The organism is Leptospira sarikeiensis (genome assembly GCF_004769615.1).
Classification (GTDB): domain Bacteria; phylum Spirochaetota; class Leptospiria; order Leptospirales; family Leptospiraceae; genus Leptospira_B; species Leptospira_B sarikeiensis.
This window is the reverse complement of the sequence record NZ_RQGF01000027.1, coordinates 14,434-27,083: the sequence shown is the minus strand read 5'-3', so window position 1 is coordinate 27,083 and position 12,650 is coordinate 14,434. Positions and strand designations below refer to the sequence as shown.

17 protein-coding genes and 1 pseudogene are annotated in these 12,650 nt (G+C 34.9%); 11 read left to right on the top strand and 7 right to left on the bottom strand.

The window, feature by feature from the left end:
- A partial coding sequence (locus tag EHQ64_RS11245) for a hypothetical protein (protein WP_135649557.1) occupies positions 1–303 on the bottom strand: 303 nt, incomplete at its 3' end.
- Positions 304–511: 208 nt separating this feature from the next.
- Between EHQ64_RS11245 and EHQ64_RS11240 the strand changes: the two genes are divergently transcribed.
- The 9 genes and pseudogenes from EHQ64_RS11240 (at position 512) to EHQ64_RS11200 (ending at position 7,323) form a co-directional block, all read left to right on the top strand.
- Positions 512–1,345: a hypothetical protein gene (locus tag EHQ64_RS11240; protein ID WP_135649585.1), complete on the top strand. Its 834-nt coding sequence runs from the start codon at positions 512–514 to the stop codon at positions 1,343–1,345.
- Positions 1,346–1,563: 218 nt separating this feature from the next.
- A complete protein-coding gene (locus EHQ64_RS11235) occupies positions 1,564–2,400 on the top strand; it encodes a hypothetical protein (protein WP_135649584.1) in 837 nt (278 codons plus the stop codon).
- 238 nt (positions 2,401–2,638) lie between these two features.
- A pseudogene (locus EHQ64_RS11230) lies at positions 2,639–3,285 on the top strand (alpha/beta hydrolase).
- A 319-nt stretch (positions 3,286–3,604) separates the two neighbouring features.
- The gene (locus EHQ64_RS11225; protein WP_004503550.1) at positions 3,605–3,850 is read left to right on the top strand and encodes a DUF4160 domain-containing protein; all 246 of its coding nucleotides are present in this window, start codon (positions 3,605–3,607) and stop codon (positions 3,848–3,850) included.
- On the top strand, positions 3,831–4,097 hold the full coding sequence (locus tag EHQ64_RS11220) for a DUF2442 domain-containing protein (protein WP_135649583.1): 267 nt from the start codon (positions 3,831–3,833) through the stop codon (positions 4,095–4,097). Before EHQ64_RS11225 ends, EHQ64_RS11220 begins: the two co-directional genes overlap by 20 nt.
- Before the next feature lie 267 nt (positions 4,098–4,364).
- Positions 4,365–4,688 (top strand): DUF7683 domain-containing protein, encoded by a 324-nt coding sequence (locus EHQ64_RS11215; RefSeq protein ID WP_135649582.1) that lies wholly within the window; start codon positions 4,365–4,367, stop codon positions 4,686–4,688.
- Positions 4,689–5,165: 477 nt separating this feature from the next.
- Positions 5,166–5,996, top strand: a complete 831-nt coding sequence (locus tag EHQ64_RS11210) for an SIR2 family protein (protein ID WP_135649581.1) — start codon at positions 5,166–5,168, stop codon at positions 5,994–5,996.
- Between the two features lie 198 nt (positions 5,997–6,194).
- Positions 6,195–6,686 carry a hypothetical protein gene (locus EHQ64_RS11205; RefSeq protein WP_135649580.1) on the top strand — a complete coding sequence of 164 codons (492 nt, stop codon included), beginning with the start codon at positions 6,195–6,197 and terminating at the stop codon, positions 6,684–6,686.
- Positions 6,687–6,864: 178 nt separating this feature from the next.
- Positions 6,865–7,323, top strand: coding sequence for a hypothetical protein (locus tag EHQ64_RS11200; protein WP_135649579.1), 459 nt, complete (start codon positions 6,865–6,867; stop codon positions 7,321–7,323).
- Between the two features lie 9 nt (positions 7,324–7,332).
- Here EHQ64_RS11200 and EHQ64_RS11195 read toward each other — a convergent pair whose 3' ends face one another.
- The 3 genes from EHQ64_RS11195 to EHQ64_RS11185 are packed head-to-tail and all read right to left on the bottom strand — an operon-like array spanning position 7,333 to position 9,525.
- Positions 7,333–7,974: a hypothetical protein gene (locus tag EHQ64_RS11195; RefSeq protein ID WP_135649578.1), complete on the bottom strand. Its 642-nt coding sequence runs from the start codon at positions 7,972–7,974 to the stop codon at positions 7,333–7,335.
- Positions 7,975–8,016: 42 nt separating this feature from the next.
- Positions 8,017–8,640 carry an SEC-C metal-binding domain-containing protein gene (locus EHQ64_RS11190; protein WP_135649577.1) on the bottom strand — a complete coding sequence of 208 codons (624 nt, stop codon included), beginning with the start codon at positions 8,638–8,640 and terminating at the stop codon, positions 8,017–8,019.
- An 18-nt stretch (positions 8,641–8,658) separates the two neighbouring features.
- Positions 8,659–9,525, bottom strand: coding sequence for a hypothetical protein (locus EHQ64_RS11185; RefSeq protein ID WP_135649576.1), 867 nt, complete (start codon positions 9,523–9,525; stop codon positions 8,659–8,661).
- A 91-nt stretch (positions 9,526–9,616) separates the two neighbouring features.
- Here EHQ64_RS11185 and EHQ64_RS11180 point away from each other — a divergent pair, with 91 nt between their 5' ends.
- Complete coding sequence (locus EHQ64_RS11180) at positions 9,617–9,916, top strand: hypothetical protein (protein WP_135649575.1); 300 nt, start codon at positions 9,617–9,619, stop codon at positions 9,914–9,916.
- Here EHQ64_RS11180 and EHQ64_RS11175 read toward each other — a convergent pair.
- Entirely contained in the window at positions 9,889–10,173 is a 285-nt protein-coding gene (locus EHQ64_RS11175; protein WP_135649574.1) for a hypothetical protein, read from the bottom strand. The two genes, EHQ64_RS11180 and EHQ64_RS11175, sit on opposite strands and share 28 nt — an antisense overlap.
- 30 nt (positions 10,174–10,203) lie before the next feature.
- Complete coding sequence (locus tag EHQ64_RS11170) at positions 10,204–10,419, bottom strand: hypothetical protein (RefSeq protein ID WP_135649573.1); 216 nt, start codon at positions 10,417–10,419, stop codon at positions 10,204–10,206.
- Between the two features lie 93 nt (positions 10,420–10,512).
- Between EHQ64_RS11170 and EHQ64_RS11165 the strand changes: the two genes are divergently transcribed.
- On the top strand, positions 10,513–11,400 hold the full coding sequence (locus tag EHQ64_RS11165) for an IS1595 family transposase (RefSeq protein ID WP_135649588.1): 888 nt from the start codon (positions 10,513–10,515) through the stop codon (positions 11,398–11,400).
- A 201-nt stretch (positions 11,401–11,601) separates the two neighbouring features.
- On the opposite strand, the gene EHQ64_RS11160 is transcribed toward EHQ64_RS11165, so the two are convergent.
- Positions 11,602–12,639, bottom strand: coding sequence for a hypothetical protein (locus tag EHQ64_RS11160; protein WP_135649572.1), 1,038 nt, complete (start codon positions 12,637–12,639; stop codon positions 11,602–11,604).
- Between the last annotated feature and the right edge of the window lie 11 nt (positions 12,640–12,650).

The window sequence follows — 12,650 nt, the reverse complement described above, 5'->3', positions numbered from 1 at the left end:
TATTGCCCATAACTTTAGTTTTTCCCAAAAACTTGCCTGCGCAGAAATCATTGGTATCGTTTCTAACTTAAAATGAATTAAATCTATACTTAGATCATAATCTGGACTAAATTTTCCAAGTTCCTTCGTATTTCTATAAATTAAGCTAATAATTTCTTTTCTTGTTTCCCACCTTTCATCATAATGAATGTTTAATTGATTTTCTTCCTTTATATTAACTTTAACGACTTTTTGCCATTGTTCTTGGGATATAGAAGCACAATTAAATAAGTAAAATAAAAACGTTATATAGAATATTTTCAAATTAATTTCCTGTTTAGATTATTAGCATTTACGGCGCCTAACTTTCGGCTCTGACGCAGCGCTTCAGGATTGCTTCGCAACCTTCGCTTGGCCTTCGGCACATTTCACTTTGTCACTCGCCTTGCAGTAGCAAGCCTCGCGCCAAGTGCTTACGCACTCGCGAAACGTCGTCAAGCCTTGGTCGTTAGACGAAACGATTTAAAATAATATGTTAGAAGAACTATCTAAAGAATTGAAAGCATCTCTATATGCTCGACTTTCAGATCCTTTCTTAAAAGCTTTTACAGGGAGCTGGATAATTTGGAATTGGCAGCCAATCTCAATTGCTCTTCTTGAAGATCAATCTGTTACATGGAGAATCTCTTATATAATTAGCACATATTTTCCGAATTGTCATGCTCGTGTTCTGGGGACAGGTATACCGGTTTTAACAGCATTACTTTACACTTTTGTTTATCCTTTTGCAAAATTTGGGATAATTAAGTTTACTGCATGGATAAATGGATTAATGCGGGAAGCAAAAGAAAAATATGAAGGAAGCTATAGATTGACAGCCGAGCAATCGCAAAATATCAGAAGAAAGTATGAGTTGGAGCTTGAGCAAGTAAGACTAGTCAATCAAGAAGAAATAAATGTTCATCAAGAATTATCAAACGAACTCATACTATATTATAGAAAGGCAAATGGTTTCGAAAATAACGGAAGTGCAGATATTAGACAATGCTCCCGTCAACTTTCAGTTGGAATATGGGTATCTGATTCGGGACGGACACACGCGGAGCCTGTATCCAATCGGGCTCTTGGGACTTTAGGAGTTGTTATAAAGATAATTGGTCAAAGATATTGCATTACTCAGAATAGTGGAATTGTTAGAGATGTGTTTCATGATCTAATTCCAAACGCTGCATACTACTTAGATTATACGAATCCCGGCCATATAACCAATAACCTTCCGAGAAATGAATCGATAAAAGTTGGCACTGCTTTGAATGAAACTACTCTGGAAATCAAATTGGAACATTACGCTCCTAACCCTGTTTAGAAATCGCTTCGTCTAACTTTCGGCTCTGACGCTTCGCTTCGAGCTTGCTGCGCAACTCTCGCTCGGCCTTCGGCACATTTGCTTCCGTCATTGCGCTTGCATGCGCAAGCTCATGCCGTTGCAAACGTCGTCAAGCCTTGGTCGTTAGGCGAAATAACGCTAAAATTTTCTCTTTATAAAGAATACAGAAAAGAAATTCAGGAGGCCAATCTAATTTTATGAATTATGTTGTTGAAGTTTTAGATAAAGGTTGGGTCGGATCTTTAGTAGGATTTATAGGCGTAAGTTTTGCAATATATCAAATATTTCAAAGAAATGGCGCTAAATTATGTTTTCAATATATGGGCCAATTATTAATAGATGGAAGTTCCAGGATTCTTCCAGATGATGTAAAAGTAACATATAGAAAGAAAGCTGTCTCAAGACTAACCTTAACTCAAGTAGTTATTTGGAATGATGGTCGGGCTCCAATTAGAGGAACGGATATTTCTGAAACTGATGTTCTTAAATGTAAATTTGGCGAAGAAACCATTATTCTCAATGCCGAAATTATTAAAACTTCGAGAACGGCAACCATTGCAGAATTAGAAATTCTTAATGATAATAATAATGAAGTGTTAGTGAAATTCAATTTTCTAGATGAAAAGGATGGTTTCTTAATCAAAATTCTTCACACTGGCATTAATCAAAGCCCGAAGATTTCGGGAACCATTATAGGAATCCCTAAGGGCGTTCAGTCTTTAGGAAGACTTCCAGTTCAAAGGCGATTAAGAAATAGAAGATTAGATGGATCGCCTGAAAATGCAATGGCAGAAACTTTTATACGATTTATGATTCTCACCCGTAGAGTAATGCCATTGCTTGGGTTGATTGGGAGTGCAATATTTTTAATTGGTTTATTTCCAGGCATTGTGCTGACGCCTGAAATTTCTGGTAATGAGAGGATAGGGCTGTTGATATTCGGTTTTATCTATGGACCTATCGTGTTATTCGCTTCTTGGGTTGACCGCAGGAAATGTCCTCATCAATTAACTCCGGATGAAATTGATCTATAATTTTCGGGTTACTAAAAAATATTCAACCAAGCGTTACTTCGCCTAACTATCGGCTCTGACGCATCGCTTCAGGATTGCTTCGCAACCTTCGCTTGGCCTTCGGCACATTTCGCTTTGTCACTCGCCTTGCAGGGGCAAGTCTCGCGCCAAGTCCTTTCGGACTCGCGAAACGTCGTCAAGCCTTGGTCGTTAAGCGCCAGTTGCGTAATATTAACAGTAACCCAAGAAATAGGGAATCGTGAAAAATATATATCTTATCAGTGGTTTAGGAGCTGACGAAAGAGTTTTTCGGAATATTGATTTTAAAGGAGAAAATCCAAAGTATATCCGCTGGATAGATCCTTACGTGGATGAATCTATCGAAAGTTATTCAAAAAGACTTCTCAGCCAGATAGAATCAAAAGAAGAGCTGATATTGATAGGAGTGTCCTTTGGGGGAATAGTTGCTAGTGAAATTGCAAAGCATATTCCAGTAGAAAAAATCATTATTATTTCAAGCATTAAGTCGAGTTCAGAAAAACCGTTAGTTTATCGATTTATTAGCTTTCTAAGATTAATAAATCTAATTCCATCATTTTTACTAAAACTTTATAATCCGATTTTGGCTTACTTTTTGGGGTTTCGTCGTTTGAAGATAAAGAACTATTGAAAAGTTTTCTTTCTAAAACTGATGGAAAATTTATAAAATGGGCTCTTAACTCCATATTAAAATGGAACAATAAAGTATATTCTTCAAAGTTATTTCATATTCATGGAAGCAACGATATGCTATTTCCGAGTAGATTGATAGGGCAGGCGATATTGATAGCCGATGGAGGACATTTTATGGTCCTTAACAAAGCAGAAGAAATATCTCGGAAATTGGCCGAAATTATAAAGAGTTAGTAATACAACGCAACCAGCGCTTAACTTTCGGCTCTGACGCTTCGCTTCGGGATTGCTACGCAACCCTCGCTTGGCCTTCGGCACATTGGCTCCAGTCACGACTTTTGCAAGGCAAAAGATCGTGCCTGTCCCTAACGCCTCTTCGAGGCTCAGGGATCGCCAACGTCGTCAAGCCTTGGTCGTTAGGCGACATGAAGCGCCAAATAATCATTGGAATCGAAAATTTAAGAATCTGGCTGCTTTGGATCCATATTAATTAACTAAACATATAAATAGTTTCTTTCTTGCTCAAAAGTTATATAATATACAAACTGACTGAATGCCTAAGGTTTTCGAAAGAAATGGATTTAAGTTCTTCTTTTTCGCGAATGAGGGAAATCCGAGAGAACCAGTTCACATTCATGTAAGAAAGGGAGAGAAATTAGCTAAATTCTGGTTAAAGCCGAATGTTTTATTAGATGATAATTACGGATTCAGTTCAAAAGAATTAAATTGGATTGAAGAAGAGATTGAAAAGAATTTAGATATAATTCAAGGTAAATGGAATGATTTCTTCGGTATCTGAAGCAAAAGCCCAAAAGATTTGGTTTGATGAAGATAATCTTTGGTTATCTCTCTATGATGGTAGAACTTTATCTGTACCTCTTGCATACTTCCCTAGATTGAGAAAAGCTAGTAAAGACCAGCTACAAAAGTTTGAAATTAGCGGGGGAGGGATCGGATTACACTGGGATGATATTGATGAAGATATTAGTGTTCCTGGTTTACTTCTTGGAACTGGTGATCTCACTCAACGCAATAAGACTGCGTAAATTCTCTCTATTTAAGCGCTTCACGATCGCCTAACTATCGGCTCTGACGCTTCGCTTCGAGATTGCTTCGCAACTCTCGCTTGGCCTTCGGCACATTTCGCTTTGTCATTCGCCTTGCAAGGCAAGGCTCTTGCCAAGTGCTTACGCACTCGCGAAACGTCGTCAAGCCTTGGTCGTTAGTCGCCATGGCAAAATCTGACTCTATTATCTGAAGTAAATTGTATTGAATGTTAAATTCATTTGGTTATGTTATAAAGAGAAACTTATATGGCGCTTAATGAACCAGAATGGCTTGTTCGACAGTTGGAATGTTTTGATAAAAAAACAGAAGAGCTTTTATACGTTAGAAGTTTACCAAAGATAGATCTAAGTTTACTTCAAACTGAGTGGGAACAACAAGCGGATGAACCAATGATAGGTGCGTTTGAAGTTACGAATAGGCAAATTGGCTTTTTGAGCAAGTTGGATCCGACATTAAAATTTAATTTTGATAGATATGATTATTTTATCGGAGCAGTTACAAATGATTGGGAAAAAACTGTAGCTGATGGTGGTTTTATGGGTTTGTTTCCGCCTCCGATTGATCTTTGAAATAATAGAATACTTGTTTCATTTCTAATTGGTTCGACAAATTGCATTAGAACTTATTAGCCTTTTGTCTTCTATAATTGCCACAGCGACTAACTTTCGGCTCTGACGCATCGCTTCGAGATCGCTACGCGACTCTCGCTTGGCCTTCGGCACATTTCGCTTTGTCATTCGTCTTGCAGAGCAAGCCTCATGCCAAGTCCTTGCGGACACGCGAAACGTCGTCAAGCCTTGGTCGTTAGGCGCAATGTTTTGTAAAATTTTCCTAATATAAATAGAATAGAATAATCAATTAAAAATGAATAAACAACAAAGTATTGTCTTTTTCATCGGGGCAGGATTTTCAGCTCCTTTTGGGTTGCCAGTTATGAGAAATTTCATTCATAAGGCAAAGGATATTTATTTTGCGGATCCGGCTCATTTCAAGATATAGAAAGAACTATAAAGCTAATTGATAAATATTCAGTTGTTAAAAATTATATGAATGTTGATTTATATAATATAGAAGATCTGCTTTCAATTGCTTACATGGAATTTTTGATCAATAAAAATTCGAAATCCTTAAAACAAATTACTGATTTCATTAAAGTGGTTGTCGAATCCTATTCAGAAGATGTAGATTTGCAGTATGCGGAATTCTTTGCAAGATTGATTGCAAATGTCCAGAGTCGGCGCGGTAATGCGAGATATCATTTGGGACATGATACATTTGATGAATTTATACCTACGGGAAAATTCTTCGAAAGTACTTCGTTTGGTTTAATTAACTTAAATTATGATCTTCTAATTGAAAAGTCTTTACAATCAGTGTTGCGGAATATTTCGTCCTATCATATACATTCCAAGTTAGAAAGTCCTTACATTGAATACTTTACTCCTAAGAAAAAAATTGAATTTCCTGGTATTCCATTTGCGAAATTGCATGGTTCAGTAGAAAAGGAAATTATTCCTCCAACATGGAATAAGAGTATTAATAAAGAAATTCATGAAGATTGGGAGTTGGCAACAAACCTTTTAACCAACGCAACACATATTATTTTCCTTGGTTATTCATTGCCTCATACTGATAATTATATTCGATTCCTTTTTTCGAGTAGCTTAAACTCTAACAAGCGTTTAAAAAGAATTTCTGCCATTACTCTTGATTCGGGCGGTCAGACAATGCAGAGATATAAAGCCATGTTTGCTCTGGATTTTCATTTTCATAATTCAAACTTAGATCAATTTTTTCAATTTGTATCTGGATTGTCTAGTGAAATAGATTTCGACTATTTCGATGAAGAATTTACTGATTATATTGCTCAACAGTAACTATTGAAATACAAAACACTGCGCCTAACTGTCGGCTCTGACGCATCGCTTCGAGATGCTTCGCACTCTCGCTCGGCCTCCGGCACATTTCGCTTTGTCACTCGCCTTGCAAAAGCAAGTCTCGCGCCAAGTCCTTACGGACTCGCGAAACGTCGTCAAGCCTTGGTCGTTAGGCGTAATGACGCAAGGATCTTCTTTATGAAAATGAAAAATGCATTTGCCATCATGGCAATTTTACTTGCTCATCTTTTCTGTTCAATGTTAAGAAGCAATGAACCAATAATTCCGATTATTAATCAGGCAATATTAGAAAGAACTTACAAGTATCATCCTCTAGCAGGTAACTTAAAAATAAGAGGCTATTGGAGTCCAAATCAAAAAGAAATAAACAACGCTCTAATTAGTGTTGAAAAATATTTGGGAAAATCCTTGAATGCAAAGGAAGAAAAAATATTAAATCGCTTGGAATTATATAAAGTTCAAATAGAGGGAATAATTGTAAATGATAGAAAGGTAATTTATCTAAATTTCTTTAAGCCAATTTATCTAGAAATATTTAAAGGAGAATTTCATACGCGCTGGAAAGAACAACATGTTTTTGCATTGGGCGGTGGAATTGATTATTGGCATTGTTATTTCGATATTTTGGATAATAGAGTATTTGGAATTTTTATAAATGGAGATCTTTAATTGCGTCACTACGCCTAACTATCGGCTCTGACGCATCGCTTCAGGATTGCTTCGCAACCTTCGCTTGGCCTCCGGCACATTTCGCTTTGTCACTCGTTTTGCTGAGCAAAACTCGCGCCAAGTGCTTCGCACTCGCGAAACGTCGTCAAGCCTTGGTCGTTAGCCGGAATTTTGCAAAATGAAATCCTTAAGACAATATAAATTTAAAAACTATTGGAGATCATTGTATGCATATCGGTATTGCACACCGTATGATTATACTGATCAACCAGATCGCTATTCATTTAAAAAATCAGTCAAAGATTTGGAAAGTTGGATAGGAAAGAAGATAAAAATTAACCATCGAGAAAACTTTATCAATGGATTATTTCATAATCTTACACCATGGAGTAGTTATCATTTTCTATGGTTTGTAGAACGTTTAAATGAACTTCAGCGAGAAAATCTAAAAGTCTTCAATATTTTGGTAGAAAAGTTGCGTTCGAATGACTTCTCTTGGGAAGCAAACGAAATTTTAGCTGAAATTGCATTCTTACAGAAGATAATAAATGTTACAGATATAGAGGTCGACGCAAAGATTGAAAATGGCTTAAATCCAGATATTTTGATTAAATCGAAACCCAATTATCCCGAATAGGACAGTAAATTAGTTGGTCAAAGTTCTATTTTTTGAGTTTAGATATTCTTGCTTAATAGATCTGATGGAATCAGTATATCTATCGTTTTCATTTATTCTTTCTAAATTTGCTAACATTATTTCTATATTTTCTTCTAGTTCGATTAGTTGATCAAAATCAGATCTTTGTAAATTTTTCAATGTTTCTGGTAACATTCTAAGAACTCGCCCGAGATTTAATTCCTCAGTACTTTCAACGTAAGAAAGAATAGCATACACATAAGAGCTACATGCGAGAAGATGATTCTCTCCCTCCTTACTAATATTTCCTTGTAGTTGAAATAAACCACCAAGTGTTTTATTAACCTTAGATTCTGCTGAAACTTCTGTTTCTAAAAGCTTTTTCTCTAAATCTTTCTTCAACTCTTCAAATTTTTCCTCAAATACTTTTAAAATTTGTAACTGACTATTTGCAGTCTCTTGAGCGATCTGCTTGCGCAATTCCTCTGTCTTTAAATTGGATGCTCTTCTTTGTAACCATTGCCCTACCAAGGGAATTATTACTCCAATCACAGTAAACATTATGCCAATGAAGAAAAGGAGCTTATTCCAAGATGATTCATAGAAAGTATTTATAGTTTGAGTTATTTCTAATACGTCTTTAGTTTCCATTTATTGCTCCAAGAAAGTATCATCATTAACATAATCAAAATTCTAAAATCCGCAGCATTTTTTGTATTTTCTTCCACTTCCGCAGTTACATGGAGAGTTTGGTGCAGGAATGTGACTAAGAGCGATACGCTCCATTTCTAATCTGAAAAAATGCATTTGGTCCAGTTCTTCCAATTCATTTTCTGTATAAGACATTTTTCCATGCTGAAATTTTCTTTCTCCTTTGTTCATAATTTCATATAATCTATCGTAAACTGAAATTATAGCATCTATAGGTTCAAAAGGATAAAGGGGAATTCGTATATTATTTCTTTGATATCCATCATACGTTAAATACGGATCTTCAAAAAATAATATTTTTTCGTAATATCGCTTTCTAGGCGTAATATCAATTTTCTCACCTTCTGGGCTTTCCCATATAGCGTGAAACTGAGCTTCAATTAAAATCTTCGGTAAAATCCAAATAGCCCAGCCAATAACTCTTCGACCACCAACTAGATTAATTTTGTTTTGAACATTTATAAAACAATCTTCTCTGTTGGCATCAGGCTCAGGCTGGCTATTAACGTAGTATGAAATACCAGTAAAATTCATATGGCTTAATAATTTCTTAACAGGAGGGAAATTGATATCAGGAACAAAAGGGGGTTTTATAAAATTATTCATGACAGTATTTAGTTAATCCTAAAAAAGCCCTAGCTTGACTTCAACTTCTCCAAATAACCGTTTTTCTATCGGGAGGGTAACTGCCTCTATGTCTAGATTGCTTTTTACTAGAGTGATTTCTTTTCTAGTTTTATCACTTGGTAAAGATTTAATCGTAGCAATTAAATTTGAATCATTTGTTCCTAGATTACCCGCTCTTAACTTGCCTGAAGATGCCAAATTTAAATCGGCATTTTCTCTATCTCCTTTTTTAAATGTATTTATAAAATTACTGTCGATGATAGTTCCTTCAGTCACAACAAGTGCTAAATTTAGGTAAAATACTTGATAAACAATGCCCAGTAGCTTGTCGTTTATTCCCGAAGCGTGTTCAACACGATTGTTTTTCTTATTATACACTACTACATCTCTAATTGTAACATGTGGAGAACACCGAAAAAGATAGCATTTAGATCCGAATGTCAATTTATCCATTCCAATCCATAGTTCTGAATCTTCCCAGCTTTCTGCTAAACATTGTCCAATTTGTCTTGCATCATTTATTTTAATAGACCAAGAGGATTTCTTAGACCAATTTACGCCTTTCTCTTTTATACTCATAGCAAATGCGATAAGTGTAGAGTAGAAAACATCTACAATTGGTAGAATTAATGTCCCGAATATGCCTCCCAAAATTATAGGTTCCCAAACTCTTTCGCAACGTTGATCCGCAAGCAAATCAATAAACCTTTTCATTACATCATATGGTTTCATATCAGTGTAATGAAAGGGGGATATTGCTAAGTAGTAAATCTGGTCGAAGTTATGCACTACTAATGCAGTAATAACGGAATATAAAATCGGATGTTTGAATCGTTCTAAAAAAGCTGTAAAAAAATCCTTCATATAAGCAAAATATTCTATATTTTTCTTTTCGAATATTAAAAAATACCACTTTTTGAATATGCGTTATACACTATAGGAGAAATTTTAATTTATGGATATGTTAATTTCATTTGACGCTCACGCGACGGTTAATGGAAAAGAATCCTCAATTGAGGCATATAGTGAATTCTATGACGAACTGGGTAAATTATGCAAAAAAATCATTCACCCATATAATGAAACAAGAATGCCTAGGTCGACATGTTTGTTAAAAGATATTCTTAATGCTGATATTATTAAATTCAAAATAGAATTGTTTAGCGCTGCCAGAAAGCACAAATTAAAACTAACTAAAATTGCAATTTTAAGGGCAGAAGGAAAAGATTATAAATTCTCACTACTATCTTCCTGATTACAAAAAATAGAGTTTTTATAAAACCTTAAAATTATATCTAAATATCTTATTTCATCATCATTTATATTTTTTTCTTTATGCTGCTTTATAATAATATCGCCTGCTGGATCTGCGAATTTTCCACAAAATACTGATCGATGAAGTTCTCCATCGCAAATAGTAGAAAAAGATTTTTCTGCTAATTCTTTTGTTATAGCAAGATGTAACTGCTCAAGCATTGAAGAACAATATTCTTCGCTTATTTTTAAATCCATAACTACTTTAATTAGTAGAATCTTCTTGAGTTATTTCTTCTTTTTTTTCTCCGCTGGCATATTCTTCAGTAAGAGATATTCACTGAATTGGCCTTCTGATTTATCTGATGAATTCATAAACTTATTTAAAATAAGTGATACCCATAGAATAGCTCCAGGGTTTTCTCTAAGGACTTCTACGATCTTCTCAATCTGTTTTTCTTCAGATTTTTTGAGTTTTCTTTCTTTTTTCTCAATTTCAGCCACAGATTTGTCCTACCTACCCTTATAATAGGTCCTGTGAGTAAGGATAAGGGAACAACCATTGTAAGAGCAATCGGAATTTCATTTCTTGAGGTGATGATGAGATTCCCTACTGAACTTGATGTTATAGATTATTTTGTTCATGTCAAATATCCTAAAGGGACTCGTTGTACTCATTGTAATTCTAAAAAGGTATATCGTCGGACTGCTACTCCTCGTAAGTTTCATTGTAACTCATGCAATAATTCATTCTCTATTTTTAAATCTTCCATATTCAAGGACACTAAAGTTGATCTCAGGAAATGGCTCTACGTAATACACTTAGTAACAAATGCTAAGAAAGGAATTAGCGCGTGCCAGGTGCATAGAGAAATTAGAGGGAGCTATAAGACCTCTTGGAGAATGGTTCATCAAATTAGAAAGGCTATGGGGCAAGTCACTACTCAGAATGCTTTCAAGGCGATCTTTGAAATTGATGAGACTTACGTTGCCGCAGGACCTAAAATCAGATTAAAATCTAAAAGAGGGCGAGGAACTTTTAAAACCCCAATCGTAGGCGTCTATAATCGTGATGATGATAGAATTTATGCTACCGTAGCCTTACCTAATAAGATGGGAAAAAAGCTTACCGGGAAACAGCTATTAGGTATCTTAGATAAGGTCGCTACGAAAAATTCAGTAATAATGACGGATGAATTCCGTGGTTATAATATTCTAGATAAAAGAGGATATGATCGCAAGAAAGTAAATCATAGCGAATATCAATACTCATTTGATGGAATTAATGTTAATACTGTAGAAAGTTTTTGGTCTCTTTTTAAGCGAGGGCTTGCAGGATCCTTTCACCATGTGTCAGGAAAATATTTGCAGGCGTATATAGATGAATTTGCATTTCGATTCAATAATAGAAAGAATCCTGATATCTATTATAAGATCTTAGAAAATGCTATTCAATATAATCCACCAACTAAGCCTAAAAAATGATTTATCATTTGTATTCATTACAATTTATAATTTTGCCTACGTAACAAAGAGGATTATCTTTAATTTTTATCATTTCTGCAAAAGGATCTATCTTTTCTTTTAGAAGCCAATTACGCACTTTTTCCTCTTTAACTTTCAAATAAAACGAAAAGAAATAAGCCCAATCATCAACAGATTCGGTTTTACGTTTTTTATTTCGGTTCACTTAAGACTATCAATAAGATCTTTATTAAGAAAATCGAAATCGAAACTACCTATGTTAACTTGGTTGGAGAATAACCTGATTGCTTCAGATGCAATAGGCTCCCATGCTTTAGCATTTCGAACGTTCCACTGTTTTAAGCCAGTTAAAGTGATATAGTCTTCATTTATTCTAAAAAAGAATTCTGGTCCAAAAATGTCTGTCTCGCCCGTATCTTTCTTTTTCATATGAATTTCTAATTCTTGCGCGGTATCGCCTCCTTTAATGAAAAATCCTGTCTTGTCGAAAGCCGCTCCAGTATGAGGATTTTTGTTTAAGCACAATCTAAATAAATCTTTAAATTGATAGCCGCTATCTTCGCCATCGGACCATGTTATTTTGTAATCAGCATATTTGGAATACTTTGGAAAATTTTTCTTTAAATAGATAGAAGCTTTCTCATCTAAAATCATGTTCAAGATCCAATAGTATCTTTTTAATTCAGTTGAAGTCTTAGCTTTTGAAATTAAACCAATTAAGGATTGTATTCCTTTTTGTTTAACCTCCCTAACTACTTTTGCCTTAGTTTCTTCATCTTCTTTAATTACCTTAATTTTGCTAAAAAACGGAATTTCATTTTCCTTTGGACAAACTTTGAAATATAAATGTTTGAAATAAGCGATTTTATCCCAATCATCAATATCAAGAGCATTAGTTGCATATTGCTTTTCTATAACTTTTCCGTCTGGCAGAGCAATAAATTCCCATTTGTTATTCAAATAATGTTTAAGATCTTCTCCATAGAAATATGGAGGTTTATCTCCCTTAATTTTGACAAGAGAACTCTCTAATGGAAACAAATTGTTCGTATACAATATTTCGCTGTTAACTTCCGAAAGATTTAATATTCCAAAGTTTGGACAGGAGGGAGAGACAGGTTTTGATTTAATAGATTCAAGAGAAGAACAGGATAATGAAACAGCTAATGTTAGGATTAGAAAAATCCCCCTATAATTCCTAATGGCGATGAACGGTAGACAGGCGACTAAAAAATGCATAAATCCTCTCA

What these genes read in the sequence shown, in the direction of transcription:
- EHQ64_RS11240 (WP_135649585.1), top strand. Translation starts at nt 512, where the DNA reads ATGTTAGAAGAACTATCTAAAGAATTGAAAGCATCTCTATATGCTCGA.
- EHQ64_RS11235 (WP_135649584.1), top strand. Translation starts at nt 1,564, where the DNA reads ATGAATTATGTTGTTGAAGTTTTAGATAAAGGTTGGGTCGGATCTTTA.
- EHQ64_RS11225 (WP_004503550.1), top strand. Translation starts at nt 3,605, where the DNA reads ATGCCTAAGGTTTTCGAAAGAAATGGATTTAAGTTCTTCTTTTTCGCG.
- EHQ64_RS11220 (WP_135649583.1), top strand. Translation starts at nt 3,831, where the DNA reads ATGATTTCTTCGGTATCTGAAGCAAAAGCCCAAAAGATTTGGTTTGAT.
- EHQ64_RS11215 (WP_135649582.1), top strand. Translation starts at nt 4,365, where the DNA reads ATGGCGCTTAATGAACCAGAATGGCTTGTTCGACAGTTGGAATGTTTT.
- EHQ64_RS11210 (WP_135649581.1), top strand. Translation starts at nt 5,166, where the DNA reads ATGAATGTTGATTTATATAATATAGAAGATCTGCTTTCAATTGCTTAC.
- EHQ64_RS11205 (WP_135649580.1), top strand. Translation starts at nt 6,195, where the DNA reads ATGAAAATGAAAAATGCATTTGCCATCATGGCAATTTTACTTGCTCAT.
- EHQ64_RS11200 (WP_135649579.1), top strand. Translation starts at nt 6,865, where the DNA reads ATGAAATCCTTAAGACAATATAAATTTAAAAACTATTGGAGATCATTG.
- EHQ64_RS11195 (WP_135649578.1), bottom strand. Translation starts at nt 7,974, where the DNA reads ATGGAAACTAAAGACGTATTAGAAATAACTCAAACTATAAATACTTTC.
- EHQ64_RS11190 (WP_135649577.1), bottom strand. Translation starts at nt 8,640, where the DNA reads ATGAATAATTTTATAAAACCCCCTTTTGTTCCTGATATCAATTTCCCT.
- EHQ64_RS11185 (WP_135649576.1), bottom strand. Translation starts at nt 9,525, where the DNA reads ATGAAGGATTTTTTTACAGCTTTTTTAGAACGATTCAAACATCCGATT.
- EHQ64_RS11180 (WP_135649575.1), top strand. Translation starts at nt 9,617, where the DNA reads ATGGATATGTTAATTTCATTTGACGCTCACGCGACGGTTAATGGAAAA.
- EHQ64_RS11175 (WP_135649574.1), bottom strand. Translation starts at nt 10,173, where the DNA reads ATGGATTTAAAAATAAGCGAAGAATATTGTTCTTCAATGCTTGAGCAG.
- EHQ64_RS11165 (WP_135649588.1), top strand. Translation starts at nt 10,513, where the DNA reads ATGATGAGATTCCCTACTGAACTTGATGTTATAGATTATTTTGTTCAT.
- EHQ64_RS11160 (WP_135649572.1), bottom strand. Translation starts at nt 12,639, where the DNA reads ATGCATTTTTTAGTCGCCTGTCTACCGTTCATCGCCATTAGGAATTAT.